This is a genomic window from Methylobacterium sp. TK31, assembly GCF_055361545.1.
This window is the reverse complement of record NZ_CM143964.1, coordinates 4,271,154-4,296,559: the sequence shown is the minus strand read 5'-3', so window position 1 is coordinate 4,296,559 and position 25,406 is coordinate 4,271,154. Positions and strand designations below refer to the sequence as shown.

At 69.9% G+C, this 25,406-nt stretch carries 23 protein-coding genes and 1 tRNA gene; 11 read left to right on the top strand and 13 right to left on the bottom strand.

Annotated elements, in window-relative coordinates; genetic code table 11:
* Nucleotides 1–221 precede the first annotated feature (221 nt).
* A complete protein-coding gene (locus ACXJY8_RS19950; protein ID WP_463772635.1) occupies nucleotides 222–1,580 on the bottom strand; it encodes an ATP-binding response regulator in 1,359 nt (452 codons plus the stop codon).
* Nucleotides 1,577–2,824, bottom strand: a complete 1,248-nt coding sequence (locus ACXJY8_RS19945; RefSeq protein WP_463772633.1) for an FIST N-terminal domain-containing protein — start codon at nucleotides 2,822–2,824, stop codon at nucleotides 1,577–1,579. The genes ACXJY8_RS19950 and ACXJY8_RS19945 overlap by 4 nt, the downstream gene beginning before the upstream one ends.
* 144 nt (nucleotides 2,825–2,968) lie before the next feature.
* Here ACXJY8_RS19945 and ACXJY8_RS19940 point away from each other — a divergent pair, with 144 nt between their 5' ends.
* Complete coding sequence (locus ACXJY8_RS19940) at nucleotides 2,969–3,628, top strand: response regulator (protein ID WP_463772631.1); 660 nt, start codon at nucleotides 2,969–2,971, stop codon at nucleotides 3,626–3,628.
* A 15-nt stretch (nucleotides 3,629–3,643) separates the two neighbouring features.
* On the opposite strand, the gene ACXJY8_RS19935 is transcribed toward ACXJY8_RS19940, so the two are convergent.
* From ACXJY8_RS19935 to ACXJY8_RS19925, 3 genes are all read right to left on the bottom strand, one after another.
* Entirely contained in the window at nucleotides 3,644–4,081 is a 438-nt protein-coding gene (locus ACXJY8_RS19935; protein WP_463772627.1) for a PRC-barrel domain-containing protein, read from the bottom strand.
* A 108-nt stretch (nucleotides 4,082–4,189) separates the two neighbouring features.
* The gene (locus ACXJY8_RS19930) at nucleotides 4,190–4,693 is read right to left on the bottom strand and encodes a DUF2721 domain-containing protein (protein ID WP_463772625.1); all 504 of its coding nucleotides are present in this window, start codon (nucleotides 4,691–4,693) and stop codon (nucleotides 4,190–4,192) included.
* 73 nt (nucleotides 4,694–4,766) lie between these two features.
* A complete protein-coding gene (locus ACXJY8_RS19925; RefSeq protein ID WP_463772622.1) occupies nucleotides 4,767–4,892 on the bottom strand; it encodes a hypothetical protein in 126 nt (41 codons plus the stop codon).
* Between the two features lie 608 nt (nucleotides 4,893–5,500).
* On the opposite strand from ACXJY8_RS19925, the gene ACXJY8_RS19920 reads away from it, so the two are divergent.
* Nucleotides 5,501–5,866, top strand: coding sequence for an SWIB/MDM2 domain-containing protein (locus ACXJY8_RS19920; protein WP_055947098.1), 366 nt, complete (start codon nucleotides 5,501–5,503; stop codon nucleotides 5,864–5,866).
* 94 nt (nucleotides 5,867–5,960) lie between these two features.
* On the opposite strand, the gene ACXJY8_RS19915 is transcribed toward ACXJY8_RS19920, so the two are convergent.
* Nucleotides 5,961–8,105, bottom strand: coding sequence for a helicase-related protein (locus ACXJY8_RS19915; RefSeq protein WP_463772617.1), 2,145 nt, complete (start codon nucleotides 8,103–8,105; stop codon nucleotides 5,961–5,963).
* 456 nt (nucleotides 8,106–8,561) lie between these two features.
* Here ACXJY8_RS19915 and ACXJY8_RS19910 point away from each other — a divergent pair, with 456 nt between their 5' ends.
* Entirely contained in the window at nucleotides 8,562–8,879 is a 318-nt protein-coding gene (locus ACXJY8_RS19910; protein ID WP_463772614.1) for a hypothetical protein, read from the top strand.
* Between the two features lie 6 nt (nucleotides 8,880–8,885).
* Here the strand turns inward: ACXJY8_RS19910 and ACXJY8_RS19905 are convergent, their stop codons facing one another.
* Nucleotides 8,886–9,470, bottom strand: a complete 585-nt coding sequence (locus ACXJY8_RS19905; RefSeq protein ID WP_463772611.1) for a sigma-70 family RNA polymerase sigma factor — start codon at nucleotides 9,468–9,470, stop codon at nucleotides 8,886–8,888.
* Nucleotides 9,467–9,934, bottom strand: a complete 468-nt coding sequence (locus tag ACXJY8_RS19900) for a NepR family anti-sigma factor (protein ID WP_463772608.1) — start codon at nucleotides 9,932–9,934, stop codon at nucleotides 9,467–9,469. Before ACXJY8_RS19900 ends, ACXJY8_RS19905 begins: the two co-directional genes overlap by 4 nt.
* 403 nt (nucleotides 9,935–10,337) lie before the next feature.
* Between ACXJY8_RS19900 and ACXJY8_RS19895 the strand changes: the two genes are divergently transcribed.
* The gene (locus tag ACXJY8_RS19895; RefSeq protein ID WP_463780848.1) at nucleotides 10,338–11,267 is read left to right on the top strand and encodes a glutaminase; all 930 of its coding nucleotides are present in this window, start codon (nucleotides 10,338–10,340) and stop codon (nucleotides 11,265–11,267) included.
* Nucleotides 11,268–11,390: 123 nt separating this feature from the next.
* Here the strand turns inward: ACXJY8_RS19895 and ACXJY8_RS19890 are convergent, their stop codons facing one another.
* A complete protein-coding gene (locus ACXJY8_RS19890) occupies nucleotides 11,391–12,431 on the bottom strand; it encodes a glutamine synthetase beta-grasp domain-containing protein (RefSeq protein ID WP_463772606.1) in 1,041 nt (346 codons plus the stop codon).
* Between the two features lie 196 nt (nucleotides 12,432–12,627).
* Between ACXJY8_RS19890 and ACXJY8_RS19885 the strand changes: the two genes are divergently transcribed.
* A complete protein-coding gene (locus ACXJY8_RS19885) occupies nucleotides 12,628–13,710 on the top strand; it encodes a cytochrome-c peroxidase (protein WP_463772602.1) in 1,083 nt (360 codons plus the stop codon).
* Between the two features lie 45 nt (nucleotides 13,711–13,755).
* Here the strand turns inward: ACXJY8_RS19885 and ACXJY8_RS19880 are convergent, their stop codons facing one another.
* Nucleotides 13,756–13,917, bottom strand: coding sequence for a hypothetical protein (locus ACXJY8_RS19880; protein ID WP_463772597.1), 162 nt, complete (start codon nucleotides 13,915–13,917; stop codon nucleotides 13,756–13,758).
* 318 nt (nucleotides 13,918–14,235) lie between these two features.
* On the opposite strand from ACXJY8_RS19880, the gene ACXJY8_RS19875 reads away from it, so the two are divergent.
* Nucleotides 14,236–15,237, top strand: a complete 1,002-nt coding sequence (locus ACXJY8_RS19875; protein ID WP_463772594.1) for a hypothetical protein — start codon at nucleotides 14,236–14,238, stop codon at nucleotides 15,235–15,237.
* A gap of 34 nt (nucleotides 15,238–15,271) precedes the next feature.
* Here ACXJY8_RS19875 and ACXJY8_RS19870 read toward each other — a convergent pair whose 3' ends face one another.
* A complete protein-coding gene (locus tag ACXJY8_RS19870) occupies nucleotides 15,272–15,523 on the bottom strand; it encodes a cupredoxin domain-containing protein (RefSeq protein ID WP_463772592.1) in 252 nt (83 codons plus the stop codon).
* Between the two features lie 309 nt (nucleotides 15,524–15,832).
* On the opposite strand from ACXJY8_RS19870, the gene ACXJY8_RS19865 reads away from it, so the two are divergent.
* Nucleotides 15,833–18,721 (top strand): EAL domain-containing protein, encoded by a 2,889-nt coding sequence (locus ACXJY8_RS19865; protein ID WP_463772590.1) that lies wholly within the window; start codon nucleotides 15,833–15,835, stop codon nucleotides 18,719–18,721.
* A 125-nt stretch (nucleotides 18,722–18,846) separates the two neighbouring features.
* On the opposite strand, the gene ACXJY8_RS19860 is transcribed toward ACXJY8_RS19865, so the two are convergent.
* Nucleotides 18,847–19,122, bottom strand: coding sequence for a hypothetical protein (locus ACXJY8_RS19860; RefSeq protein ID WP_463772585.1), 276 nt, complete (start codon nucleotides 19,120–19,122; stop codon nucleotides 18,847–18,849).
* A gap of 319 nt (nucleotides 19,123–19,441) precedes the next feature.
* Between ACXJY8_RS19860 and htpG the strand changes: the two genes are divergently transcribed.
* The 4 genes from htpG (at nucleotide 19,442) to ACXJY8_RS19840 (ending at nucleotide 24,135) form a co-directional block, all read left to right on the top strand.
* Complete coding sequence (gene htpG, locus ACXJY8_RS19855) at nucleotides 19,442–21,277, top strand: molecular chaperone HtpG (protein ID WP_463772582.1); 1,836 nt, start codon at nucleotides 19,442–19,444, stop codon at nucleotides 21,275–21,277.
* A 143-nt stretch (nucleotides 21,278–21,420) separates the two neighbouring features.
* Entirely contained in the window at nucleotides 21,421–21,714 is a 294-nt protein-coding gene (locus ACXJY8_RS19850) for a hypothetical protein (RefSeq protein WP_463772579.1), read from the top strand.
* A gap of 648 nt (nucleotides 21,715–22,362) precedes the next feature.
* Nucleotides 22,363–24,009 carry a DEAD/DEAH box helicase gene (locus ACXJY8_RS19845; protein ID WP_463772576.1) on the top strand — a complete coding sequence of 549 codons (1,647 nt, stop codon included), beginning with the start codon at nucleotides 22,363–22,365 and terminating at the stop codon, nucleotides 24,007–24,009.
* A 50-nt stretch (nucleotides 24,010–24,059) separates the two neighbouring features.
* Nucleotides 24,060–24,135 (top strand) — tRNA-Thr (locus tag ACXJY8_RS19840).
* A 365-nt stretch (nucleotides 24,136–24,500) separates the two neighbouring features.
* Here ACXJY8_RS19840 and ACXJY8_RS19835 read toward each other — a convergent pair.
* On the bottom strand, nucleotides 24,501–25,406 hold the full coding sequence (locus ACXJY8_RS19835) for a LysR family transcriptional regulator (protein ID WP_463772574.1): 906 nt from the start codon (nucleotides 25,404–25,406) through the stop codon (nucleotides 24,501–24,503).

The window sequence follows — 25,406 nt, the reverse complement described above, 5'->3', positions numbered from 1 at the left end:
AGATCACCAGGAACCTTCGCAAGGGCACTTCAACTGTCGTTGCAGCGCAATTTGATCTTGGTGCAATGCAAATTTTTCAATCGAGGATCAAACTGAACTGAAAGCCGGGTGGCAGAAGATTTCCCGTTTCTCCCTCCGAGCGCCGCCAAGACGGAACGATGCCTCCGGAACGGCCAAGATTATTCAAAATACTCTTTGGATGCGCCGCGCGCGATATGCCCCTACGCCAGCAGGTAGGTCAGGAGCGCCCGCAACTGGGCCGGCCGGACCGGCTTGTGGACGAGATGGCCCCCGAGGGCGGCGACCTGCGCCTCGATCCCGGGGGAGTGATCGGCCGTGGTGACGATCACCGGCGGACGGGACCCGGTGCGGGCCCGGAGACGGGTCGCCACGTCGAGCCCGCAGGCGCCGTTGTCGAGGTGATAGTCGAGGATGAGGAGGTCGGGCAGGCCCAGGCCGGCCCCGCACGCCGCCTCCACCCCGGCGAGGTCGCGGTGGACGGAAACCTCGGCGTCCCAGGCCCGCAGCAGCCGCTCCAGGGCATCGGCCGTGGGCGGGTCGTTCTCCACCACCAGGACCCGCGCGCCCGTCAGCCGGGTCGTCACGGGGGCCGCCGGAACCGCGCGCTCCGGCGGCGTCGGGCTCACCGGCACGGTCAGGGTCATGCGGGTGCCGCGCCCGACCCGCGAGGCGAGGGCGAGGGGATGGCCGAGGGCCTGGGCCATGCGGCGCACGATGGAGAGGCCGAGGCCGAGGCCCGGCTCGCCCCCCTCGCCTTCCGCGCCGCCGCGGAAGAACTCCTCGAAGACGAGGTCCTGCTCCGCCGGGGCGATGCCGCAGCCCGTGTCGAGCACCTCGATGCGGCAGGCGTCTCCGCGCCGCCGGACCGCCACCAGCACGCCGCCCTGCCGGGTGTAGCGAATGGCGTTCGAGACGAGGTTCTGCAGGATGCGCTGGAGCAGCATCGGATCGCTGGCCACCACGAGGTCGGGCCCACGCAGGGCGAGCCGCAGGCCCTTGCGCTCGGCGAAGGGCCGGAAGCTCGCGACGATGCCGGCGAGAAGCTCGCCGAGGCCCACCGGCTTGATCGCCGGGCGCACCACGCCGGCATCGAGCTTCGAGATGTCGAGGAGGGTCTTGATCAGGTCCTCGATGATCTGGAGCCCGCGCTCGATCTGGCCCGAGATCGCCGCCGCCTCCGGTCCCAGGGGGAGGTCGGCCAGGGCGGAGGCCGAGAGCCGGGCCGCGTTGAGGGGCTGGAGGAGGTCGTGACTGGCGGCGGCGAGGAAGCGGGTCTTGGAGCGGTTGGCGTTCTCCGCCTCCTCCTTGGCGGCCACCAGGGCTTCGTTGGAGCGCTCCAGGCGGTGCATCAGCCCGGTCAGCTCCTCCGTGCGGGTACGGACGCGGCCCTCCAGCATGGTGGCGGTCTGGAACAGGGAATAGGCGCCGCCCTGCTGGTCCATGCTGCGCTCGACATGGGCCATCAGGGCCGCGTTGATGCGTTCCAGCTTGGCGATCCGCTGCAGGTTCGCGTCTTCCCCCGCGGCGGGCGGGGCGGCCGCCGACGGCGGGACGATCATGGTCCGGCCCCGCGGTGGCCCGCCTCGCCCGACTCCGGTTCGGCTCGCCCCGACTCCCCTTGCCCCGACTCCCCTTGCCCCGGTTCGCCCCGCCCGATCGCGATGCCGGTGAAGGTCTGGTTGAGGTGCATCGAGCGGTACTGCTCGCCGTAGGTGTCGAAGCCGACGATGTCGTAGCGCCGGTAGAGGTCGACGATGCCGTGGCGCACCTGCCGGCTCTCGGCGTCGAGGCGGCGCAGCACGCATTCGAACCCGATGACGAGATCGATGCCGCCCAGGGCCGCGTCGAGGCGCGCGAGCTCGGCCTCCGTCGCCGCCACGATGTCGCGGGGGCGCGCCAGGGTGAGCACGACCCCCTCGTCGATGGCGCAGAAGAAGCTGAGCGAGCCATCGGCGTTCATGCGCCGGATCGACCGGCAGAAGTACTCGCCGCCGACCTTCACCGCGAGGGGATAGGCGGCGAAGCTCATCGGCGAGAGCCGTTCGGGATCGAGGCCCACCGCCATGGCGTATTCGCGCGCCGCCGGCTCGGCGTTGAGCTCGTGCACGGTGCGCTGCTCGTCATCCGACGCGGTGACCACGAACCGGGTCCCGGTCGGCTCGAAATTGTCGCTCTTGAAGATCTGGATCGGGAAATCGGAATCCACCAGCAGCAGCACGGCGGCGCGCTGGTGGATGCGGCCGTCATGAAGCAGGACCGTTTCGCGAAAGGTGAGGTCGTCGCCGGCCGAGCCGCCCACGAGGGGAATGCCGTCGAGGGCCCAGGCGATGGCCGAGACCACCGTCTCCTCCGCATTGGTGAGCCCGTCGATGAGCGAGAGGGCGAAGCGGCGCCCGGAAGCCGGATCGGCGCCCGCGCCGTCGAGGCTCCGGCGCAGGGCCCGCACGCTGGAGGCGGTCCGCTCCACGTCGAGGTGGTCGATGGCGTCCAGCAGGGTCGAGACGATGCGGAAGCCCGCCTTCGGGAAGGCGATGACGACGAGGCCGCGATCGAGGCCGCCCGCCGGCGAGATGCCGCCCGACATGGTGCAGCCGGCGATGCCCGCTTCGGGAAAGCGTGCGCAGAGGGCACGATTGAGGGTCTCGACGTCGTAATCGGCCGAGAAGAAGGCCACGACCTGGGCGACGGGGCGCGGGCCGACGGCCGCACCGACCTCGGCCACCGCCGCCTCGGCCGTGGCGGCGTCCGTCCAGGCCGTCGTGATGCCGCACAGATGCGTGCGCACCTGCGTCCCCCCTGCCACGTCGCGTTCCCCCGCTGTCTCGACGCGTGCCGCACTTGACGCCCGGTTCTACGCGATGACACGAGTATGGCGGTCGGCCGGTACCGGCGCAATGCGGCACCGAACAGCCCCGGGACAGGGGCGCGCGCACCGGGCGGAACGGGCATGCATCTCCTCATCGTCGACGATCACCCGCTGTTTCGCGACGCGCTCGCCAGTGCCGTGGGCCTCGCCTACCCGGACGCGACGCTGCACGAGGCCGACGGCATCGCCGGCGCCTGCGCGGTGCTGGCGGCACAGCCCGCCATCGAGATCATCCTCCTCGACCTGTCGATGCAGGGCGTCACCGGCTTCGAGGGATTGCTGGCGATCCGGGCCCAGGCACCGCGGGTGCCGATCCTCGTCGTCTCGGGCCTGGAGGATCCGCGCATCATCCGCGAGGCACTCGACCACGGCGCGGCCGGCTTCGTGCCGAAGGCCGTCGACAAGGCGACGCTGACGCGGGCCATCGCGGACGTGCTGTCGGGAGGCCTCTCGGTGCCGGCCAGCCTGACGAGCGGGACGCTCGCCCCCTCATCCGCCCGCAAGGCGCCGATCGCCGAGCGGATCGCGAGCCTGACTCCGCAGCAGGTACGGGTGCTCGCAATGATCCGCCAGGGCAAGCTCAACAAGCAGATCGCGCACGAGCTTCAGGTCGGGGATTCCACCGTGAAGGCGCATGTCTCCGAGATCCTGCGCAAGCTCGAGGTGATCAGCCGCACGCAGATCGTCATCGAGACGGCGCTCCTCGACTTCGACCGGATCCTGGCGCGGCCCGAGAGCTGAAGCCCCCTCGGCGCCTCAGGCGGTGGGTGCCTTCGCGCCACCGTAGTGGCCGTCGACGCGCTCGCCGAAGGCCGGATCGGCGAAGGGGTCCTCGCCGGCGCCGTGGGTCGGCGCGCCCGCCAGGGTGTCGCGGTCGATGTCGACGATGTAGCCGCCGAGCTCGACGCTGTAGGTCAGCGCCCGCCACGGCACGGGATGGTAGCTCTCGCCGAGACCGAGGAAGCCGCCGAACGAGATGACGGCGTAGGCGACCTGGCCCGAAACCTTGTCGACCATGAAGTTGTAGACCGTGCCGATCGACTCGCCCTCGCGACTGTAGGCGGCCGTGCCCTCGACCTTGTTCGAGGCGATCAGGCGCCGGGTCTCGTCGATGGCGACGCCCTCGGCCGAGGGATCGAGCTCCATGGAGCCGGCCGGGCGGATGCTGCGCTCGTTCGGGAGGTCCGTCGGCATGCGCATTCCTCTTGGTGGATGGGATCTTGACGACGGGTTCGGCGACCCGGGGGCGCCGCGCGCGGCGCCAGACCGGACAAGCCCGCGACCCGCGCAGGGGTTCCGGGCTTACGCCCGCTCGTCCACCGGCACCCCGGTCTCTTCGGCCACCTCGATCTGGCGCACGGCCACCCGCTGGCGCATGCCGCGGCTCGCCAGGAGCATCTCGAAGCCGAACACCATCAGGGCGCTCAGGGTGCAGAGGATGGCGAGGCCGAACAGCACGAACAGGATGTCGGCCACGGTGGCGTCGCGCAGGGCTCCGACGAACAGGGTCAGCACCGCCCCGCAGGTGGCGACCCCGCCGAGCGCCCCGAGGATCACGGCGGCGTCGAGGGCGAGGGAGCGCCGGCGCAGGGCGTTCATGCGGCGGGCGAGGCGGACCTGTTCGTGACCGGAGGCGCCGTCGATCGCCTGGGAGATGCGCTCGGCCTGGTCGGCCACCCGGGCGAGGCGGGTGCCGAACACGTTCAGAAGCGTGGCGATGCCCGAGAGCAGGAAGACGGGCGTCAGCGCGATCTGGATGATGTGGGCCGTGCTGTCGAGGGACGAGGCGACGGAGTTGTCGAACATGCAGGAGCGATCGCGACCGGGAAGGAACCCTGGCGCAACGTTTCGAGGCGGCGGACGGTTCGGGCGCCGACCGTCAGATCAGGCCGGCATCGACGCGCGCGGTCGGCGCGGGTTCGGCCTCGATCGAGACCAGCGTGCCGAGGCCGATGATGAGCGCGACGGCGGCACCCAGCGAGAGCGTGAAGGCGAGGAGGATCATGCCCGCAGCGTCGCCGATCGCCCTTAAGGTTCGATGATGCCTCCGGCCCGGCCCTGTCCCGAATTCGGCCGCCCGGCCGTCGACCGGGCCTTGAAGCCGGCGGCTGCCTCGTTAGTCCCATCAATTCTACGTCGTGGGTCGAAATTCTTGATCGCGGCGCGAAATATTTGATCGGATGGCAGCGCCCTTCGGACCGGGCGAGCGAGCGGGTCTGCATTACCCCGACGCGACGCGGTCCGGGCGGGCGAAGCGGGCGCGGCCCCGCCCGGGCCGAGACGGGCGCCTCGGCGGCGGCAGCGGCTTAAATGCCTGATCCACACCGCTTTTCCGGACGCCGGTCCGTGTCGTCGCGCCCCCGGCCCGCGCCGATGCCGTCGCGAAGTACAGTGCGGGGCCGATCAAGTTCTCGGCCAAGTCGTGGGCGTTCGATCTCGGCGCGGGGTCGCCTCGTCCGCACACGGCGCCCCGCGCCTGTGGATGACGGGCCGGCCGCGGGCGGTTTTCCCTTGGAACGCTCGCGGCACCGCTTAGTTGTTGCAGCTATGCGCTGCGAGGCCACCGGCCGTGGGCGTACCGGCGCTCACCGTCGACATCCGGAGGAAGACCCCATGGCAAAGAGCACCACCAAGACCGCCGAGAAGGCCGCTCCCAAGGCGGCCCCGAAGGACGCCGAGAAGCCCGCCGCCAAGGGCAAGAAGGTCGCTGCGCCGAAGGGCGACGGCGCCAAGCCCAACGCGCTGCAGCAGCCGCTGAAGCCCTCCTCGGAACTCGCCGCCGTCGTCGGCGATGCCGCCCTGCCGCGCGGCGAGGTGGTCAGCAAGGTCTGGGAGTACATCAAGAAGCACAACCTCCAGAACCCCGAGAACAAGCGCGAGATCCTGGCCGACGACAAGCTGAAGAAGGTCTTCGGCAAGGACAAGTGCACCATGTTCGAGATGAACAAGCACCTGGCCGCTCACCTCAAGTCGGCCTGAGCGAAGCTTATCGCGCGCAGAACCCGGATCGGCGGCGGGGAGGGGTCACCCCTCCCCTGGCCGACCGGTGGTTCCGGCCCGCCTGAGGCAGACATCAGCCTCGCGTGCCGGCCCGCCGCGTCCGACGTTCGACCTTGCGGGTCGCCGTCTCCCGGAGATGGCGCTCGATCTCGCCGTTGGCGCGGGCCCGCATCGTGCGCATGGCCTCGGCGTCGTCGAAGGTCTCGGGAAAGCGCCGGGACAGCCAGAGATAGGCGCTGGCGAGCTTCACCGTCCGTTCCTGGTAGTCCAGTTCCCCCGCGAGGTTCGCCCGCAGGGCCGGCACCGTCGTGCCCGCCGCCCGGGCCTGGGTCCAGCGCTCCAGCATGCCGAGGGAGACGGGGTCGCGCCGATCCACCGGGCAGACCGAGAAGGCGAACTTCTCCGCGATCGGCAGCCGCGCCTTGTCCACCACGCGGGCGATCTCCAGGATCTCCTCCAGGGCGGAGGGCTGGAACGGCGAGCCGGCATAGAAGGTGGCGCGGGCGAAGTGCGCCAGCACCTCGCGCAGGCTGTCGGTGCGCATCTCCTCGGCCACGGAATTGATCGCGATGAGGTCGGGGCGCACGAAGAAGCGCGTGTCGGCGGCCGGGGCCGTGGGTGCGCCGGCCAGCGCGGCCCGGATCGGCTCCAGCCCGGTCTCGTCGACGGCGGCGACGTAGCCCTCGTCCTGGTGCCCGAAGCGGCCGGCGCGGCCGGCAATCTGGCGGATCTCGGAATTGGTCAGCGCCCGCTCGCCGACCCCGTCCCACTTGCGCACCGCCGAGAAGACGATCCGCTTCAGCGGGCCAAGATTGAGGCCCATGCCGATGGCGTCGGTGGTGACGAGGACGTCGGCCTCGCCGGCCCGGAAGCGCGCGGCCTCGGCGCGCCGCACCTCGGGCGAGAGGGCGCCGTAGATCGTCGCCACCCGGTGGCCGGCCGCCACCAGGATCTCGCGGTTCTCGTGGACGGCCCGGCGCGAGAATGCCACCACCGCGTCGCCCGGCGTCACCTTCTCCAGGGGCACGGGCGCCTCCTGCAGCACCAGCGGCGTCTTGCGCACGAAGGTGACGACCTCGAGGGACTCGTTGGCGGCCTCCGCGGCGCGGCGCACGGCGGCCAGCGCATCGTCCGAGCCGCAGACCACCACCGTACGGGCGGCCACGCCGAACAGGGCGTTGGTCCAGGCCCAGCCCCGGTCGGGATCGGCGATCATCTGGATCTCGTCGATCACCGCCACGTCGACGGGCCGGGTGAGGTCGGCGGTCTCGATGGTGCGGGCGGTATGGGTCGGGTTGAGGTCGCCCAGCGTCTCCTCGCCCGTCACCATGCCGGCGCGCAGGCCGCGCTCGGCCAGGGCCTCGTAGTTTTCCAGCGCCAGCAGGCGCAAGGGGGCGAGGTAGGTGCCGGTGGGCGCCGCACGCAGCATCTCCAGAGCCGCGTAGGTCTTGCCGGAATTGGTCGGCCCCATATGGAAGATGATGCGCCGGCCGAGGCGCCGGGCCGCAGTGAATTTCTCGATATAGGCCCCGAAGCCGACCTGGTCGCGCAGGCGGCGCAGGCGCGAATCCTCCCGCGCCACGCTGCGGGCGCGGGCGCGCACGCCCTTCAGGGTGTCGGTGAGCGACTGGTTCAGGTTGGGCGAGAGCAGGAAGGCGCGCGAGCGCAGCGACCGGTCGAGATGGTCGATGTAGGTGGCGGCATCGGCGCCCACCTCGCGCAGATCCTCGGCGACCTGATCGCGCAGCCGCTCGACCGCCCGGCGCAGGGATTTCGCGGTGCGCAGCTGGGTCTCGGCGACGGCCGCCCGCAACTCCTCGAGGCGCCAGTTCGGATCGTTGCGGTGGGCCATGCCGGAGAGGATGCCGGCGATCCCGGCTTCGGGCGTCGCGTCGATCCGCAGGTCGAGGCGCCCGCCATCGAGGACGGGGATCAGGGTCCGGATGGTCCAGGCGATGCCGCCGTCGCGCATCACCGCGGCGCGCAGGGCCGGCACCGCCTTCTTCACGGCCGTGGCCCCACCCTCGGCGAAGGCCCGCCGGGCCCTCAGCTCGCGCAGCGCCTTGGCGACCACCGCATCCTCGACGAGACCGCCATAATCGGGCAGGCCGAGGTGAAGCCGCAGGGCATCCACCTCGACGCTCCGGGGCGGCAGGCCGAGGCGGGCCGCCGCCTCCAGCAGGATCTCGTTCGTCGGTCGCGCGCGCTTGCGGGCCATGGGCCTCTCGTCGGGGGGTCTCGATCCGCCGCGGACGGACGACCGGGCCGCGCCAGGGTGCGCGGGACGCGGCCCAAAAAGCAACGGCTCCGATCAGCGCAACGTCGAGCGCCACCGGGATGCCCGGGTTCAGGGGCCGCGCCGCGGGAGCGCCCGATCGGCCGCTGCGATGGTTCGAGCAGACCTTGAAAACCCGACACCCATGCTCCGTGTTCCGAAGACAGGACTCCGGAAACACTTATCCAGAACTTGGAGAAGACACGACCGACACTCTCGAAATCGGCCAAACGACAACCAACGGTCGTTTTTGCTTTGGCTTTGATCCAAGTTATTTAGGGCTTGGCTTTTCCCTTGCTAACCCGATGCAGGGTCGAACGCGCGTCGGGGCAAGCCGCCCCGCCCGATTGGCGCGTCCTCGATCCTGGCCGTGACCACACATGTCAGGGAAGCGATACGATGCACGAGAATTCCGCCGGACCGGCCGCATTCTGGGCTTCGGTGGCGAACGACGTCACGTCGCGGGTCGAGCCGGTGCTCGCCCGCGACGCCAAGGCCCGGGAGGGCGTGATCGAGTATCTGCGCGACCTGGAGGCGGTGGCCCTGCGCGACGGCAGCAGCCGCGAGGCCCTGCAGGTGATCGCCTCCGGGCGGCGTCTCCTCGGCGATCGGAGCGATGCTCCGCCCGCCGAGATCGCCCGCCGAGGTCGCCCGCGCCGTGCGGGCCGCCCTGATCTGAGCGCGTCGGACGAGTCTCGCCCGGCGCCCAGTCGATGAGGTGCGCTACCCGGGCGGCGGCCCCAAAGCCGCCCGGGTGAACGCATCGGCGCCGATATCGTCGGTGCCGTTCATCCCGAGGCTCTCGATCAGCCGGCCGCGGGCGCGGCTCACGCGGCTCTTCATGGTGCCCACGGCGACGCCGCAGATCTCCGCGGCCTCCTCGTAGGTGAAGTTCTGCGCGCCGACGAGGACCAGGGCCTCGCGCTGGCTGAACGGCAGTTCGTTCAGGGCGTCCTGGAACTCGCGCATCTCGACCCGGATCTCCTGCTCGGGCAGGCTCGTCAGGCGCCCGGCCAGGGCGCCGTCGGCGTCCTCCACCTCGCGCTTGCGCTTGCGCTGCTCGGAGTAGAACAGGTTGCGCAGGATGGTGAACAGCCACGCCGTGAGGTTTGTCCCCCGGGTGAAGCTGTCGGCCTTGGTCCAGGCCCGGACCAGGGTGTCCTGGACGAGGTCGTCGCTGCGGTCGAGATCGTAGGTCAGCGAGAAGGCGAAGGCCCGCAGGGCCGGAATCGCCCCGAGCAGGAGCTGGCGCATCTCGTCGTCGGCGCCCTGCGGCGTGCCGATTGGATTGGGCATCGCGTTGCTCATGAGGATCCTCGCGTCGTGCTGCGGGCGGCCAGATCGGCGAGGAGGGCGTCGAAGCGGTCGGGGAGCGGCTGGCTCAGCACCTCGGCGTAGAGGAGGCGCAGGTTGCGTCCGATGCGCCGGCGGGCTTCCACGGTCATCCCGGCCTCGCCGGGGTCGGACGGGGCCGGAGCGGAAGGCGCGAGCCCGAGATCGGTCGCGCGCGCGATGTCGGCTTTCGCGACTTCGGCCTCGCCGATCTCGGACTTGGCGGCTTCAGACTTGGCGGCTTCAGACTTGACCGCTTCAGACTTGGCCGCTTCAGACTTGGCGATCTCGGCCTCGCCGATCTCGGACTTGGCGAAGTCCGGGCACACCCCTGCCGCCGGGACCGAAGTCGCCCCGGCGAGGCGGGACGTCGTCGGCGCCGCGAGCTGGATCTCGCCAGGTCCGCTGCTGCGGTTCGGGTCGCTCGAATCAATGCTCATTGCTGCTCATCGCTCGACGGCCGGGGCCGGAGAGTCCGGAGCTCCGTCATGTCGGCGGCCGTGCTACGGCTGCGCGATTTAACGACCTCTGAAAAAAGCATTCATCTGATCTTAAGCTGCAGAATGCAGGCGAAAGACCATGAGCATCACTTGGAAACAGTTAGAAACAATTTCGATACATCGGTCAAGCGTCGCCGTTGAAGATCTATAGTCTCGCAATTCTGTCAGCAAGCTGAACAGTAGCCGGCCGCGGCCCGGGCGGCCCGCGGCCGTGAAGCGCCTCGCGGAACCGGGCCTTCATCGCGCAGGACGATACTCAGCCGGCCCCCCGGCGTGGCCCGGCGCTTGCGCGCTGGCCCGCACCTCATCCACGCCACGGAAGCGCTGCCCGATGCCGTCAGACCTGCCCGATCTCGACCTTGTCGTCCGCGAGATCGCCGACGAGATGCGGGAGAGGCCGGATCGGGGCGAGGTGGCGACCTACATACCCGAACTCGCCGGGGTCGACGCCAAGGCCTTCGGCCTCGTGGTGATCGACGCCGAGGGGCGGGTCGCGGCCGCCGGCGACTGCGACGAACCCTTCTCGATCCAGAGCATCTCGAAGGTCTTCACCCTGACCCTCGCCCTCGGCATGGCCGGCGACCGGCTCTGGCGCCGGGTCGGGCGCGAGCCTTCCGGCAGCCCGTTCAACTCCATCGTCCAGCTCGAACGCGAGCGCGGAATTCCGCGCAATCCGTTCATCAATGCCGGTGCGATCGCGGTGACGGACCTGATCCTGTCCGGGCACCAGCCCCGCGAGGCCATCGGCGAGATCCTGCGCTTCATGCAGTTCCTGGCACAGGACCCCACCATCGCCATCGACGAGGCGGTGGCCGCCTCCGAGCTGCGCACCGGGTTCCGCAACATGGCGCTGGCCCACTACATGAAGTCCTTCGGGGTGCTCGACAATCCGGTCGACTTCACCCTCGGCGTCTACTTCCACCATTGCGCCATCAGCATGTCGTGCCGGCAGCTCGCCCAGGCCGGCCGCTTCCTGGCCCATTCGGGCCGCAACCCGTTGACGGGGCTGTCCGTGGTCTCGCCCGAGCGGGCCCGCCGGATCAACGCGGTGATGCTGACCTGCGGGCACTACGACGGCTCGGGGGAGTTCGCCTATCGGGTGGGTCTTCCGGGCAAGAGCGGCGTCGGTGGCGGCATCCTGGCGATCGCGCCGGGCAAGGCCTCGATCGCCGTCTGGTCGCCCGGCCTCGACGCCTCGGGCAATTCCCATCTCGGGCGGATCGCCCTGGAGATGCTGACCAAGCGGCTGGGCTGGTCGATCTTCGGCGCCTGAAGGACGAGGCTCGGCCGTCCCCAGGACTTGCCGCCGGAACAGGCAAAAAGAAGGGCCCGCCGCGCGGAACGCGGCGGGCCCTGCCTAGGCCTGAAGCAAATCAGGCCAATTAGTGCCTAAATCTTAGGCGGCTGCCTGCTGGCTCGTCTCGGTCGGAACCGAGGAGATCGTCTTCAGGATCTGCGAGGCGATCTGGTAGGGGTCTCCCTGGCTGTTCGGGCGACGATCTTCCAGGTAGCCCTTGTACTCGTTGTTGACGAAGCTGTGCGGCACGCGGATCGAGGCTCCGCGGTCGGCGACGCCGTAGCTGAACTGGTCGATGGCCGCGGTCTCGTGCTTGCCGGTCAGGCGCATGTGGTTGTCGGGGCCGTAGACCGCGATGTGGTCGTCGAGGTTCTCCTTGAAGGCCGCCATCAGGGCTTCGAAATACGCCTTGCCGCCGACCGTGCGCATGTGCTCGGTCGAGAAGTTGGCGTGCATGCCCGAGCCGTTCCAGTCGGTCGCGCCGAGCGGCTTGCAATGGTACTCGACGTCGATCTCGTAGGTCTCGCACAGGCGCTGGAGCAGGTAGCGGGCGACCCACATCTCGTCGGCGGCCTTCTTGGAGCCCTTGCCGAAGATCTGGAATTCCCACTGGCCCTTGGCCACCTCGGCATTGATGCCCTCGTGGTTGATGCCGGCATCGAGGCAGAGGTCGAGGTGCTCCTCGACGATCTTGCGGGCGATGCTGCCGACTTCCTTGTAGCCGACGCCGCAATAGTACGGACCCTGCGGGGCCGGGTAGCCGGAGGCGGGGAAGCCGAGGGGACGGCCGTCCTTGTAGAAGAAGTACTCCTGCTCGAAGCCGAACCAGGCGCCGTCATCGTCGAGGATGGTGGCGCGCTTGTTGGAAGCGTGCGGGGTGACGCCGTCCGGCATCATCACTTCGCACATCACCAGAACGCCGTTCTTGCGCGTGGAATCGGGGAAGTGGCGCACGGGCTTCAACATGCAATCGGAGCTGCCGCCTTCGGCCTGCATCGTCGAGCTGCCGTCGAAGCCCCAAAGCGGAAGCTGCTCAAGGGTCGGGAACGCGTCGAATTCCTTGATCTGGGTCTTACCGCGAAGGTTCGGCACCGGAGTGTAGCCGTCGAGCCATATATACTCGAGTTTGTATTTCGTCATTCCGAGCCTCTCGTCCTGAAGCGATGCGACATCCCAGGACACCTGACGGGATTCGCAGCCATCGCTGGCTGGGGCGGCATAAGCAACGTTCGCGCCAATTCGCCGGTTACCGATCGTGCGACAGATCGGCCGGGGCAAGCGTCGTGAGACTTCCTTAACGGGTTCGGTCTAGCGCTGGCGAAGTCAGGAGATCGCGATGCGCAGACAGGTGAGCGCCGCGTTCGCCGGCCTTGCCCTCGTCGCCCTGGCGGTGGCCGGGTTCGGGTTACGCGCTTCGGGCGCCGGCGAGCCGGAACGAGCGGATACCAGCACGACGCAGGCCGAACTGTCGGCGCTGCGCGAGGCCTATCGGCGCGTCGACGAGGCGCTTCATCCGGCCGAGAATCCCTACAGCCCGGCCAAGGCCGATCTCGGCCGGCGCCTGTTCTTCGATACCCTGCTCTCGGGCGGGCGCACCATGAGTTGCGCCAGTTGCCACCTGCCGACTCGGTCCTGGAGCGACGGCCGCCCCCGCGGCATCGGCGAGACCGGCGCGGCGATGAAGGTGCGCACGCCGACTCTGCTCGACGTGGCCCAGATCCCGATCCTCGGCTGGGACGGCAAGTTCCGCAGCCTCGAGGACGTCGCCTTCACGCCGATCACCGGCACGAACGCGATGAACCTGCCCGAGGACACGCTGATCGCGCGTCTCAAGGCGGATGCCGGCTACGTCCGCGCCTTCGCGGCCGCGTTCCCGGACCGGGTCGGCGCGGACGGCGCGATCGGCCGCCGGACGGTCGAGCTGGCGCTGGCGACCTTCCAACGCTCCATCGTCTCCGGCGAGACGCCCTTCGACCGCTGGGTGGCGGGCGATGCCGGCGCCATCGGTCCGAGCGCCAGGGCCGGCTTCGTGCTGTTCAACGGCAAGGCGCAGTGCGCCGGCTGCCATTCCGGCTGGACCTTCACGGACGGGTCCTTCCACGACATCGGCGTCGGCATCGGTACGGATATCGGCCGGGCCGCGTTCTTTCCGGATTCGGTTCAGCTGCGCTACGCGTTCAAGACCCCGACCCTGCGGGACGTGGCCACGCGCGGGCCCTACATGCACGACGGCTCGCTGGCCTCCCTGCGCGAGGTCATCGACCTCTACGATCGCGGCGGCATCGATCGGCCGAGCCGCTCGCCGGCGATCAAGCCGCTCGGCCTGACCGAGGCCGAGAAGCACGATCTGATCGCCTTCCTGCAGACCCTGAGCGCCGACGGGACCGCCAGCCTCGCGGTGCCGCCCCGCCTCAACTGAGCGGGCGAGCCCGTCCGCGATCCTCCGCCGGCCGTGACTTCGCCGTCAACGGAACAGCGGCAGCGCGGCCCCGAGCAGTCCCAGCCCTCCGAGGAGGAGCCGCCCGGACCAGCGCTCCAGGCTTTCGGCCCGGCTCGGCGTCCGGATCGCCGCGTAGGACAGTCCGGTGCCCACCATCAGGCTCGACAGGCTCAGGGTCGCGATCATCGGACTCTTCGGGTGAGACGGCTCGTCCCCCTCGCTAGCGCCGGGACGGTTAGCAAACGCTCTCCGCGCGAAAGCTTTCCAGAAGCATCGTCACCGAACCGTTACACGGTCCCATGCATTCGTGCGGACGAGCCCGCTCGGGCGTCCGATGCCGAGACGCCACAGGTTAACCATTTGGCAAGGACTATTAACAAGTTCCTTCCGCAAACCGGAGAAGGCGCGTAGTTTTCATCGCGCCGGTAAGCCCCCGCGCCGGTTTCGTGAACAGGGCCTCCCCCCATGCAACCTGGAAGACGCTGGCTGCCGCGTGTCGCAGTCATGATGACGACGGCTGTCCTCACCGTCGCGGGCTCCGGCGCCGCGATGGCTCACGTGAAATGGTTCTGCGCCTACGACCTCGTCGGCGCTCCCCGGGACCTCGGCGAAGTCCTGTGCGCGGACTTCGAGAAGCTGGTCGGCCTGTCCGTCCTCGCCCTGATCGTGGGCGGTCTCCTGGAGGGAACGGTGCTGGGGGCAGCACTGACCCGATCCCTTGACCGGACCACCGCCTGGGCGCGCGAGAACACCGAGCTTCTGTTCCGCGCGGTGCTGGGCGGCTTCTTCGTCTCGCTGTGGACCCTCGGCGGCATCATCCTGACGCCCGAACTCAAGACCGCCAACACCGTCCTCCCCTGGTTCCAGCTCGCCATCGCGGCCGGCTTCCTGTGGCGGCGCACGATGGTGTTCTCGGCCCTCGGCATCGTCGTGCTGTTCACGACCGCCGTGGTCCAGTACGGCGCGTTCCACCTCGCGGACTATCCGGTGTTCCTCGGCGTCGCCGCCTATTGCGCGCTCACCGGCCTCGGGCTTTCCCTGCCGGGCAACATCCGGCCCCTCGACGTCGTCCGCTACACCGCCGCCATCACGCTGATGTGGGCGTCCGTCGAGAAGTGGGCCTACCCGCAATGGTCGTTCCCGCTCTTCGTCGAGCATCCGGGCATGACCTTCGGGTTCACCGGCGAGTACTTCATGAAGGCCGCCGGCGCCGTGGAATTCGCCCTCGCCTTCGCCCTGGTCTGCACGCCGCTGGTGCGTCGGATCTCCGCGATCCTGCTGGCCGCGACCTTCATCTCGGCGATCTTCGAGTTCGGGAAGGTCGACGCCATCGGGCACGCGCCGATCATCGTCGCCATGGTGGCCCTGGCCGCCGACAACGCCTCCGCGCCCTACCGCCTGCGCAACCTCGCCGTCACCCCCTTTGGATACGGAGCGGCCCTGGCGGCCTTCATCGGGCTCTATTACGGCGCCCACGCCGTGCTGCAGGGCGCGCCCCTGACCTGAGGGGCCGCCCGCGCGGGCACCGGGATCGGCCGCCTCAGCGGCCGTCCACGCGCACCGTCAGCTTCATCTTCGGGTGGATCCCGCACAGCACCGCGAAGGTCCCACCCACGTCGAAGACCACCTGGGTCCGGCTGCCGGGCTTCAGGTCTCCGGAATCGAAGGTGAAGTCGGGCGAATCGATGTAGACGTGGTGGAGGAGGTCGCCGTCGTCGTTGACGATCTCCACCTGGGCGCCGCGCCGGACGGTGAGGGCGTTGGGCTGGAAGGCCCGCCCTTTCTGGGACACGTGCAGGCTCGGCGTTCCGACGGCCGCCAAGGCCAACCCGCCGCAGGTCGCACCGGCAATTCCAAAGGCCACGCAAACGAGTGTGAGGCGCCGCATCCGCGTTCCGTCCGTTATCCGATGACGAGGGTCGAGATGATCCCCGGTGGAAATGTGACGAGCAGCTTCACAGATCAGATCGGCCCCGTCCGCAAATACGGTTTCATACCTCGATGAACTGCCGGTTAAGAACCGAATCCGCGCACGCCATCTCAAGACGGCCTTAACAACTATCATTCATCCTACCCTCCATCATTGGACGGGACAGACTGGATGACATCGCCCGAAACCCCGATGCCATCGCGTTCACGCACCGGCCGCTGGCTGGTCGACCGGCTGGGTGCGATGCTCGGCACGATCCGGGGCCGGATCGTGATCGCGTTCCTGGTGATGAGCGCGATCACGGGCGCCCTCGGGCTCTCGGCGGCGTCGAGCATCCGCCGGGCGGACGAACTCGTCAGCCAGACCTTCGACCGCTCGCTGATGTCCATCAACTACGCCCGCGCCGCCGCCACCGACTTCGCCGGGATGCGCACCGTCGAGGCGCGACGCTGGATGATCACCGATCCGGCGGCCCGCACGCTCCTCGACGAGCGCTTCGCCAGCCTCCAGCGCCTCCTCGCCGAGGACCTCGAGATCGCCGTGGAGCGCGCGCAGTCCGAGCGGGCGACCGGCGCGGCGCAGGCCGCCGAGCGGGCGGTGTCCGAATGGACGGAGGCCCGGGCCAGGATCACGGATCTTGGCCGGAGCGAGGCCGCCTACGCCGAACTCGACCGCCATGCCGCGGTGGCGGAGGAAAACTTCGACCTGTTCATCAACTACACGGCCGGCGACGGCTTCATCTATCGCCAGCAGGCCCGGGCCATCGTCGCGCGCGAGACCCGGCTCAACCTGATCGGCACCCTGATCGCCGTGCTCCTCTCCGGCACCGTGGCCTTCTGCCTGGCGCGCCGCATCATGGGGCCCCTGGCCGATGCCTCACAGGCCGCCACCCGCATCGCCGGCGGCGACCTCAGCGGCACCATGCCGGCCGGCGGGGCCGACGAGGTCGGAACGCTGCTGGCCGCCATGGGCACCATGCGCGACAGCATCCGCCAGGCGATGGAGAAGGAGGTGGCGCAGCGGATCTCCGCCGAGGATCGCCTCGCCGATGCCCTGGAGACCTCCCGCGAAGGCATCGTCGTGGTCGACGAGGCCGGGCGGATCACCCTCACCAACAGCCAGGCCGAGGATTACCTCGGCTTTCGCGCCGGCACCCTGCCCGCGGGCCGCACCATCGCCGCCCTCGCGGAGGCCGGAGCCGGTCCGGGCGGCCTCGCCCAGGCGCTCCTATCCACGCCCGACGAGCGCAGCGAGCTGCGCCTCGCCGACGGCCGCTGGCTCCGGATCAGCCGGAGCGCCACGCGCACGGGCGGCTTCATCGCGGTCTGCAGCGACATCACCCTGCTCAAGCAGCAGGAAGCGGTCCTCCAGTCGACCAACCTGCGCCTCGACACCGCCCTCGACAACATGTCCCAGGGGCTCTGCCTGTTCGACGCCGCCGGCTGCCTGATCGTCGTCAACCGGCGCTACTGCGAGATCTTCGGCCTGAAGGCCGACGAGCTTCCCCTCGGCCTGTCCTACCGGGAGGTCGCCGGCCTCAGCGCGACGCGGGGCGACTGCCCGCAGCCGGATTCCGACGCCTTCGCCCTGGCCCAGGCCGAGACCGCCGGCGGCGGCTCGGTCGATTCGGACTTCCTGCACCTCGGCGACGGGCGCGTGGTTGCGGTCTCGCACAAGGCGGTGCGCGGGGGCGGGCTGGTGGCGACCTACGAGGACGTCACCGAGCGCCGGGAGGCGGATGCGCGCATCGCCTTCATGGCCCGCCACGACGTGCTCACGGGCCTGCCGAACCGGGCGATGTTCGGCGAGCGGATCGAGGAGGCGGTCGCCCATCTCGGGCGCGGCAGCCCGTTCGCGGTGCTCTGTCTCGACCTCGACCGCTTCAAGGAGGTCAACGACACTTTGGGCCATCCCGTGGGCGACGCCCTGCTGCGCGCGGTGGCCGACCGGCTGCGGGCCTGCGTGCGCGAGGTCGACACCGTGGCCCGGCTCGGCGGCGACGAGTTCGCCATCATCCTGTCGCAGGCCGAGCGGCCGCAGGATGCCGCCCTGCTCGCCCGCCGGATCGTGGAGGTGATCAGCGCGCCCTACGATCTCGACGGGCACCGGGCCGGCGTCGGCGTCAGCATCGGCATCTGCTTCGCGCCGGGCGACGGCACCACCTGCGACAAGCTCCTCAAGAACGCCGACGCCGCCCTCTACCGGGCCAAGGCGGACGGGCGCGGCACCTGGCGCTTCTTCGAGGCGGAGATGGACGTCAGCCTCCAGGCACGCCGGGCCCTCGAGCTCGACCTGCGCGAGGCCCTGGCACGCGAGGAGTTCGAGCTGCACTACCAGCCGATCTACGATTTCCGCGCCCGGCGCATCGGCGGGTTCGAGGCGCTGGTCCGCTGGCGCCATCCGGTGCGCGGTCTCGTTCCCCCGGGAGAGTTCATCTCGGTCGCCGAAGAGATCGGCCTCATCGTGCCGCTCGGTGCCTGGTGCCTCACTAAGGCCTGCACCGAGGCGATGCGCTGGCCCGACGGCATCAAGGTGGCGGTCAACGTCTCGGCGGTGCAGTTCCGCGACGAGGTCATCGTCGAGGCCGTGCGCCAGGCCCTGACGCAGAGCCGGCTGCCGCCGGGACGGCTCGAACTGGAGATCACCGAATCGGTGCTCCTGAAGGACAACCTCGCGACCCTGGCGACGCTCTACGCCCTGCGCCGCCTCGGGGTGCGGATCGCCATGGATGATTTCGGCACCGGCTACTCGTCGCTGAGCTACCTGCGCTCGTTCCCCTTCGACAAGATCAAGATCGACCAGTCCTTCGTGCGCGACATCACCAACAAGACCGATTCCGGCCTCATCGTCCGGGCGGTGATCGGGCTCGGCCTCAGCCTCGGCATGCGCACCACCGCCGAGGGCATCGAGACGGAGGCGCAGTTCGACCGGCTGCGCAGCGAGGGCTGCGACGAGGGTCAGGGCTACTTCTTCGCGCGGCCGAGTCCCGCCTCCGACGTGCCGAAGACGATCGAGCGCTGGTCGCGCGGGCACACCGACGCCGCACGAGCCGTGGCCTGAGGGGCGGCTCCGGCCGCCGCGGACGCGGGACCGGCGAAGAAACCCTGCCGGCAAGTCTCGCTAGCGAGTCCCGCCGGCCGAACCCGTTGGCGGGTCCGGCGCCGGTGCGGCGAGCCGCTTTCGGATCAGTCGACCACCTTGAGGTCGTCCAGGGCGACGTCGCCGTTCTGGCTCGAGAAGGTCGGCGAGCGACCGTTCGACTGCGAGACGCCGCCGATCCTATGGTCGCCGCTGTCGTAGGTCGTCAGCTTGCCATCCCGCTCGATCAGCAGGCGGTGCTTGTCGGGGAAGAACGCGTAGCGCATGTCGTTCTGGCCGCCGCTGGTGGAGGGCTGCCCCAGTTCCTGCGGCCACCAGGGCTCGGACCCCTTCATCGGCTCCATGGGTTTCATCGGCTTCATGGGTTTCATCGGTTCCATGGGCTTCATGGGTTTCATCGGTTCCATCGGAATCGTCCCGCTTTCGTGTGAAGGCACGGCTACGCCCGAGACCCGCGAAGGTTGCGTGCCGGCGCGGTGAAATCCGAGGCAACGGCGCGCGAATGTCCGTCCCCGTGATCCCTCCCCATGATCCGTCTCTATGAACCGGGTACCGACCCGGGTGCCCGGTTCATGGGGAGACGTCCGGACCCGGCTCGACCTTGGCCGCCATTGAATTCGCCGGAAGGCGACGGCATATCGCGCACGCTTCATTCATTCTTCGACATCAGGAGGCGTTCCCTTGAGCGACACCGTGGAACGGCACGAATTCGGTGCCGAGGTCGGGCGTCTGTTGGACCTCGTGGTCCACGCCCTCTATTCGGACCGGGAGATCTTCCTGCGCGAGCTGGTGGCCAACGCCGCGGACGCCATGGACCGGCGCCGCTTCGAGGCGCTGACCGATCAGGCCTCCGCGCTGCCCGCCGACGCCAAGGTCCGCATCGTTCCGGACAAGGCGGCCCGCACCCTGACGCTCTCGGATGCCGGCATCGGCATGACCAAGGCGGAACTGGCCCAGAACCTCGGCACCATCGCCCGCTCGGGCACCCGCGCCTTCAGCCAGACCCTCAGCGACGCCAAGCCCGAGGACAAGCCGAGCCTGATCGGCCAGTTCGGCGTCGGCTTCTACTCGGCCTTCATGGTCGCCGACCGGGTCACCGTGACCTCGCGCCGGGCCGGCTCCGAGGAGGCCTGGACCTGGGCCTCCGAGGGCCAGGGCAGCTACACGCTCGAGCCCGCCACCCGCGCCGAGCCCGGCACCGACATCGTCCTGCATCTCAAGGAGGATGCCGACGAGTACCTGGAGAGCTACCGGCTCGACCACGTCGTGCGCAAATGGGCCGACCACATCACCGTGCCGATCGCGATCCGCGGCGAGGACGGCCAGGAGGAGAACGCCAACCAGGGCACGGCCCTGTGGCGCAAGGCGAAGTCCGAGGTCACGCCGGAGCAGTACACCGAGTTCTACCGCCACGTCGGCATGAACTTCGACGAGCCCTGGGCGACCCTGCACTGGCGCGCGGAGGGCGCGCTGGAATTCTCGGCCCTGCTGTTCGTGCCCGGCATGAAGCCGTTCCAGGCGGTGGAGGGCGAGCGCGCCAGCAAGGTGCGCCTGCACGTGCGGCGCATGTTCATCACCGATGAGGCGGAACTCCTCCCCTCCTGGCTGCGCTTCGTCCAGGGCGTGGTCGACACCGAGGACCTGCCCCTCAACGTCTCCCGCGAGATGCTGCAGGCGACGCCGGTGCTGACCAAGATCCGCCGCGCCGTCACCGGCCGAGTGCTCTCCGAACTCACCACCCGGGCCAAGGATGCGGAGGGCTACCGCCCGTTCTGGGAGAATTTTGGTCCCGTCCTCAAGGAGGGCATCTACGAGGACCACGAGCGCCGCGCCGAGATCGCCCCGCTGCTGCGCTTCCACTCCTCGGCCGTCGAGGGCTGGACCTCCCTGCCCGACTACGTCTCGCGGATGAAGGACGGCCAGGAGGCGATCTACTACCTCGTCGCCGACGATGCCGACGCCCTGAAGCGCTCGCCCCAGCTCGAGGGCTTCCGTGCCCGGGGCATCGAGGTGCTGCTGCTCTCCGACCACGTCGACGCCTTCTGGCCCGAAGCCCTGGCCCGCTTCGACGACAAGCCGCTGCGCTCGGTGACGCAGGGGGCCGTCGACCTCTCGAAGTTCGCGGGCGAGACGCCCGAGGGCGAGGAGGCACCGGCCTCCGTCGAGGCCCTGGTCGCGGCCCTCAAGGACGCGCTCGGCCCCGACGTTTCCGACGTGCGGGCCACCGACCGCCTCGTCGAGAGCGCCGTGGTCCTCTCCGCCTCGGGCCACGGCCCGGACCTGCAGATGCAGCGGCTCCTGCGCCGGGCCGGCCGGGCCGGCGGCGGCATGCCGGTGCTGGAGATCAACCCGCGCCATCCGCTGATCCGCGCCCTCAGCGCCAAGGTCGAGGCGCAGGAGGCGATCACCGAGGCGGCCGGGACGCTCCTCGACCTCGCCCGGGTGCAGGATGGCGACACGCCGCGAGATCCCGTCGCCTTCGCCCAGAAGATGGCGGCCGCTCTGGCGACGGCCTGAGGCCAGTCAAAAACCCAAGATTGCATTCCGGTGGCCTGTATCCGCCGGAATATCTGCCCACGTTGAAGAGGATCAATTTTGGAACGTGTGGGCGCATACCGGGTTTGATCTCCAGAATAATTATCCCTGGAGGAAATTCGACCATGCGAAATCTTGCCCTCGCGACCGCCGCCCTGATGCTGACGGTCACCACCGCGTTCGCAGCCCCCTGCGCGACCGGCACCACCAGCTCCATGAAGGACAAGTCCGCCGCCATGGACAAGTCCTCCAACGTGGATGGCGGTTCGGCCGCCAAGGTGACGCCCGGCGCCAAGGCCGAGTCGCCCGGCACCGTCGGGGCGATGAACAATGTCGGCGCCAACACGCAGCCCGCGCCGGGCGAGAAGAAGCCCGCCGAGGGGCAGGTCGTGAAGGGTGACAAAGCCGACAATTGCTGAGCGCGGACGCGGACACGGCCGACAGGTCGAGCCTCGCACCGAAGGAACGAAACGCCCTGCGCGCCCCCGGCACGCGGGGCGTTTCCGCGTCCGGCCCCTACCGGGAGCGATGCGTCTCAGGGGTGCCGGCGTTTCCGAGGTCCGGCTGCCGGCCCCGTGACGCGTCGAGATCCCAGCCCGGTTCCCGGTGGCGGGCTGGTGCGAACCCGCCTAGAAGGCCCCCTTGGAACGACCGATCCTACACCGCGTCACGCGACGCCTCGTGACCGGCACGAGGGGCGCGACGCCCCAGCACGAGGCGCTAGGGTGAACCTCCTCAAGCGACTGTTCGGGCGAAGCGAGACGGCCAGCACCCCGTTCCGGGCCCTCGGCATCGCGGCCGCCCGCATCGCGCAGGGCGACTGGGGACCGTCCGGCGGAGCCGGCAGAAGGGCCCTCCCCTCGACAGGCTCGACGGCGATGTCGTGGCGGAACGCCATGTCATCCTGAATGGGCTCCCGGGCTGACAGCACGATTCCGGGACGGCTTGGAACGACATCGACACCCCGACCCGATCCCGGAGGTCCCGGCCGCCGATCCGGCCCCCGCTCGATCGACCTGCCCCTGCGCCCCCAGACCAATTCCGAGACACGCACCGAATCCCCAGCGATGGACCTTCGTCCCTACCAGCGCGCCAGCCTCGATGCCCTCCACGCCGCCTGGACGCGGGGCGAAGGTGCCGGCCTCATCGTCCTGCCGACGGGCGCGGGCAAGTCCCTGGTGATCGCGGCCCTGGTGCGCGAGACCCTGGATGCCCACCCAGCCCACCGCATCCTGGTCGTCACCCATACCCGCGAGCTGATCGCCCAGAACCATGGCGAACTCCTAGCGCTCTGGCCCGCGGCGCCGGCCGGGATCTATTCCGCCGGCCTCGGCCGCCGGGACGGGACCGCGCAGGTCCTGTTCTGCGGCATCCAGTCCGTCTGGAACCGTGTGCCCGAACTCGGAGGCTTCGATCTCGTCATCGTGGACGAGGCCCATCTCATCCCGCGCGACGCCGAGACCCGCTACGGCCGCTTCCTCGGCGCCCTGCGCGCCGAGCGCCCGGACCTGCGCGTCGTCGGCCTCACGGCGACGCCCTACCGCCTCGACAGCGGACGTCTCGATGAAGGTCCGGGCCGGATCTTCGAGGCCATCGTCTACGAGGCCAATGTCGGCGACCTGATCCACCAGGGCTACCTCGCGCCGCTCGTCTCCAAGGCCACCGCCACGCTTCTCGACGTCAGCGGCGTGCCCCGGCGCGGAGGCGACTACATCCCGAGCGCGCTCGAGGCCGCCGTCAACCAGGACTGGATCACCCGGGCGGCGGTGGAGGAAATGGTGGGCTACGGCCAGGGCCGCCGGGCCTGGCTCGCCTTCTGCGCCGGCGTCGCCCACGCGACCGCGGTACGCGACGCGATCCGGGCCGAGGGCCACACCTGCGAGACCCTCTCGGGCGAGACCCCCAAGCGGGCGCGCGACCGCATAGTGCGCGACTTCCGCGAGGGCCGGATCCGCTGCCTGACCTCGGTCGGCGTCCTCGCCACCGGGTTCAACGTGCCCCAGGTCGATCTCGTCGCCCTGCTGCGGCCGACCCAGAGCACAGGCCTCTATGTGCAGCAGGTCGGCCGGGCCCTGCGCCGCGCGCCGGGCAAGACCGATGCCCTCGTCCTCGACTATGCCGGCCTCGTCCGCATGCATGGCCCCGTCGACATCGTCACCGCCCGCAGCGCCGCTGCGATCCGCGGCCGAGAGGGCGAGATCCGGGCCAAGGCCTGCCCCGGCTGCGGCGCCCTGATCGCCCTCAACGCCAGCACCTGCGAGGCCTGCTGGGTCGAACCCGAGGCGGAGGAGGCCGGCCCGGCCCACGAGGCCTCCGCGGACGATGCGCATCCGATCCTGTCGAGCCAGGTGCCCGACCGCGGCGCCCCCGGGTGGCAATCGGTCGGCGGCTGGACCTTCGCGGCCCAGCCGGAATCCGACGGTGACCTCGCGGTCACCTTCCACCTGCATGACGGGCGACAGCACCGGATCGTGCTCGGCCTTGCCCGGGCCGGATATCCCCGCGAGAAGGCGGTGCAGTGGTGGCGCCAACTCGGCGGCGGACGCGATGCGCCGATGACGGGAGCCGAGGCCCTGGACCGACAGGACGGCCTCACCCGCCCGGACGCGATCGAGATCCGGGGGCAGGGACGCCTGACGGAATCGGTCCGCTACCGCTTCCCGGACGGCCGCATCTTCGCCGAGACCCGCCGCCTCGGCGACCTCGCCGCCTGACGATGTCGGGCTTGCGCCGGACCAACGGCGCTGATAGCGCAGGACGGCACGCCGGTTTAGCTCAGCTGGTAGAGCAACCGCCTTGTAAGCGGTAGGTCGCGAGTTCAAGTCCCGCAACCGGCACCACATTTTCTGATCCGAATCGGCCTGCGACATCGGCCCGGGCGCGGGCTCCATCGACACGGGGCTCGCCCGCCGCCGTCGCCCTCATCCTTCGATCCCACCCGGCCCGCACCGAACGCCGGATCGTGGGCGCTTCGCGGTAGGATCGGCGGCGCCGGGCTGCCGGATGAGGCCGCGCCTCGGCGCGGGCGGCTCGTGAAATTCCCGGGGGAACGAAAGACCCGCCGCGGATCGCTCCGGGCGGGTGAGTGTCGATGATGTCCCTCGGGGGTGAGGGCTTCGATTCGTAGCAGGTCGGGCGGACGCTGCCTCTCGCATTTGATGGCTCGTCCCGCGCATCCGGGCGCGGGCGAAGCCGGGGCGGAGATCTATCGCGGACCGGGAGGCGGCGGCAGCGCGGCGACGAGCTGGCGCAGGAAGGCCTGCACGGCATGCGGCAGCCTGCGGTCGCGCATGACCTGGACCTGGATGCCGCGCATCAGGTTCGCCCGCGAGCGCACCGGAATGCAGACGAGTTCGCCCAGACGCACCGGCGTCTGCACGGAGAGGGCCGACATCAGCGCCAGCCCCCGCGTGCGGCGCACGAAGGGCAGCAGGGCGGAGAGGATGTTGGCCGTCAGCGTCGGCTCGATGGCGATCCCCTCCGCCAGGCAGGCGGCGTCGAAGACCCGCCGGGCGGTGGTGTCGAGGGTCGGCACCGCGATCGGATAGGCCTTGAGGTCCGCGAGCTGGATCGAGGGGCGGCGCGCCAGCGGATGATCGGGCGCGCTCAGGGCCACCATCTCGACGGCGTTGTCGTACACGACCGCGACCAGACTCGACGGGGCCATGGCGAAGGTGATGCCGATATCGGCGTCGCCGGCCGCGACCACGTGCGTGACCTGGGCCGGGGGCAGCATCTGCACCTCGAAGCGGATGCCCGGATGGGCGGAGTGGAACTCCGCGATGGCGTTCGGCAGGAGGTCGAGGGCGAAGCCCTCCGAGGTCGCGATGCGGATGAAGCCCCGCGCCAGCCCCTGCAGCTCCTGGATCTCGGCCGCCACCTGCTCGGCCCGCAGCAGGGTCTGGTGCGCATGCGCGGCCAGCAGCTCCCCGGCCGGGCTCGGCACCATGCCGCGCGGGCGACGCTCGAACAGAACACAGTCCAGCTCCGCCTCGAGATTGGAGATCTGCCGGCTGATCGCCGAAGCCGCAACGTTCAGTTGCGTAGAGGCGGACGCGATCGAACCTGTCCTGGCGACGGCGAGGAAGTAGCGCAGGCCCGAAATGTTCAT

Bases quoted from the DNA above. Each gene is read 5' to 3' on its own strand.
- ACXJY8_RS19835 (WP_463772574.1), bottom strand. From the start codon at position 25,406: ATGAACATTTCGGGCCTGCGCTACTTCCTCGCCGTCGCCAGGACAGGT.
- ACXJY8_RS19915 (WP_463772617.1), bottom strand. From the start codon at position 8,105: ATGGCCCGCAAGCGCGCGCGACCGACGAACGAGATCCTGCTGGAGGCG.
- ACXJY8_RS19905 (WP_463772611.1), bottom strand. From the start codon at position 9,470: ATGAGCAACGCGATGCCCAATCCAATCGGCACGCCGCAGGGCGCCGAC.
- ACXJY8_RS19935 (WP_463772627.1), bottom strand. From the start codon at position 4,081: ATGCCGACGGACCTCCCGAACGAGCGCAGCATCCGCCCGGCCGGCTCC.
- ACXJY8_RS19865 (WP_463772590.1), top strand. From the start codon at position 15,833: ATGACATCGCCCGAAACCCCGATGCCATCGCGTTCACGCACCGGCCGC.
- ACXJY8_RS19875 (WP_463772594.1), top strand. From the start codon at position 14,236: ATGATGACGACGGCTGTCCTCACCGTCGCGGGCTCCGGCGCCGCGATG.
- ACXJY8_RS19860 (WP_463772585.1), bottom strand. From the start codon at position 19,122: ATGAAGCCGATGAAACCCATGGAGCCGATGAAGGGGTCCGAGCCCTGG.
- ACXJY8_RS19925 (WP_463772622.1), bottom strand. From the start codon at position 4,892: ATGATCCTCCTCGCCTTCACGCTCTCGCTGGGTGCCGCCGTCGCGCTC.
- ACXJY8_RS19880 (WP_463772597.1), bottom strand. From the start codon at position 13,917: ATGATCGCGACCCTGAGCCTGTCGAGCCTGATGGTGGGCACCGGACTG.
- ACXJY8_RS19845 (WP_463772576.1), top strand. From the start codon at position 22,363: ATGGACCTTCGTCCCTACCAGCGCGCCAGCCTCGATGCCCTCCACGCC.
- ACXJY8_RS19910 (WP_463772614.1), top strand. From the start codon at position 8,562: ATGCACGAGAATTCCGCCGGACCGGCCGCATTCTGGGCTTCGGTGGCG.
- ACXJY8_RS19890 (WP_463772606.1), bottom strand. From the start codon at position 12,431: ATGACGAAATACAAACTCGAGTATATATGGCTCGACGGCTACACTCCG.
- ACXJY8_RS19940 (WP_463772631.1), top strand. From the start codon at position 2,969: ATGCATCTCCTCATCGTCGACGATCACCCGCTGTTTCGCGACGCGCTC.
- ACXJY8_RS19900 (WP_463772608.1), bottom strand. From the start codon at position 9,934: ATGAGCATTGATTCGAGCGACCCGAACCGCAGCAGCGGACCTGGCGAG.
- ACXJY8_RS19930 (WP_463772625.1), bottom strand. From the start codon at position 4,693: ATGTTCGACAACTCCGTCGCCTCGTCCCTCGACAGCACGGCCCACATC.
- ACXJY8_RS19885 (WP_463772602.1), top strand. From the start codon at position 12,628: ATGCGCAGACAGGTGAGCGCCGCGTTCGCCGGCCTTGCCCTCGTCGCC.
- ACXJY8_RS19950 (WP_463772635.1), bottom strand. From the start codon at position 1,580: ATGATCGTCCCGCCGTCGGCGGCCGCCCCGCCCGCCGCGGGGGAAGAC.
- ACXJY8_RS19920 (WP_055947098.1), top strand. From the start codon at position 5,501: ATGGCAAAGAGCACCACCAAGACCGCCGAGAAGGCCGCTCCCAAGGCG.
- ACXJY8_RS19850 (WP_463772579.1), top strand. From the start codon at position 21,421: ATGCGAAATCTTGCCCTCGCGACCGCCGCCCTGATGCTGACGGTCACC.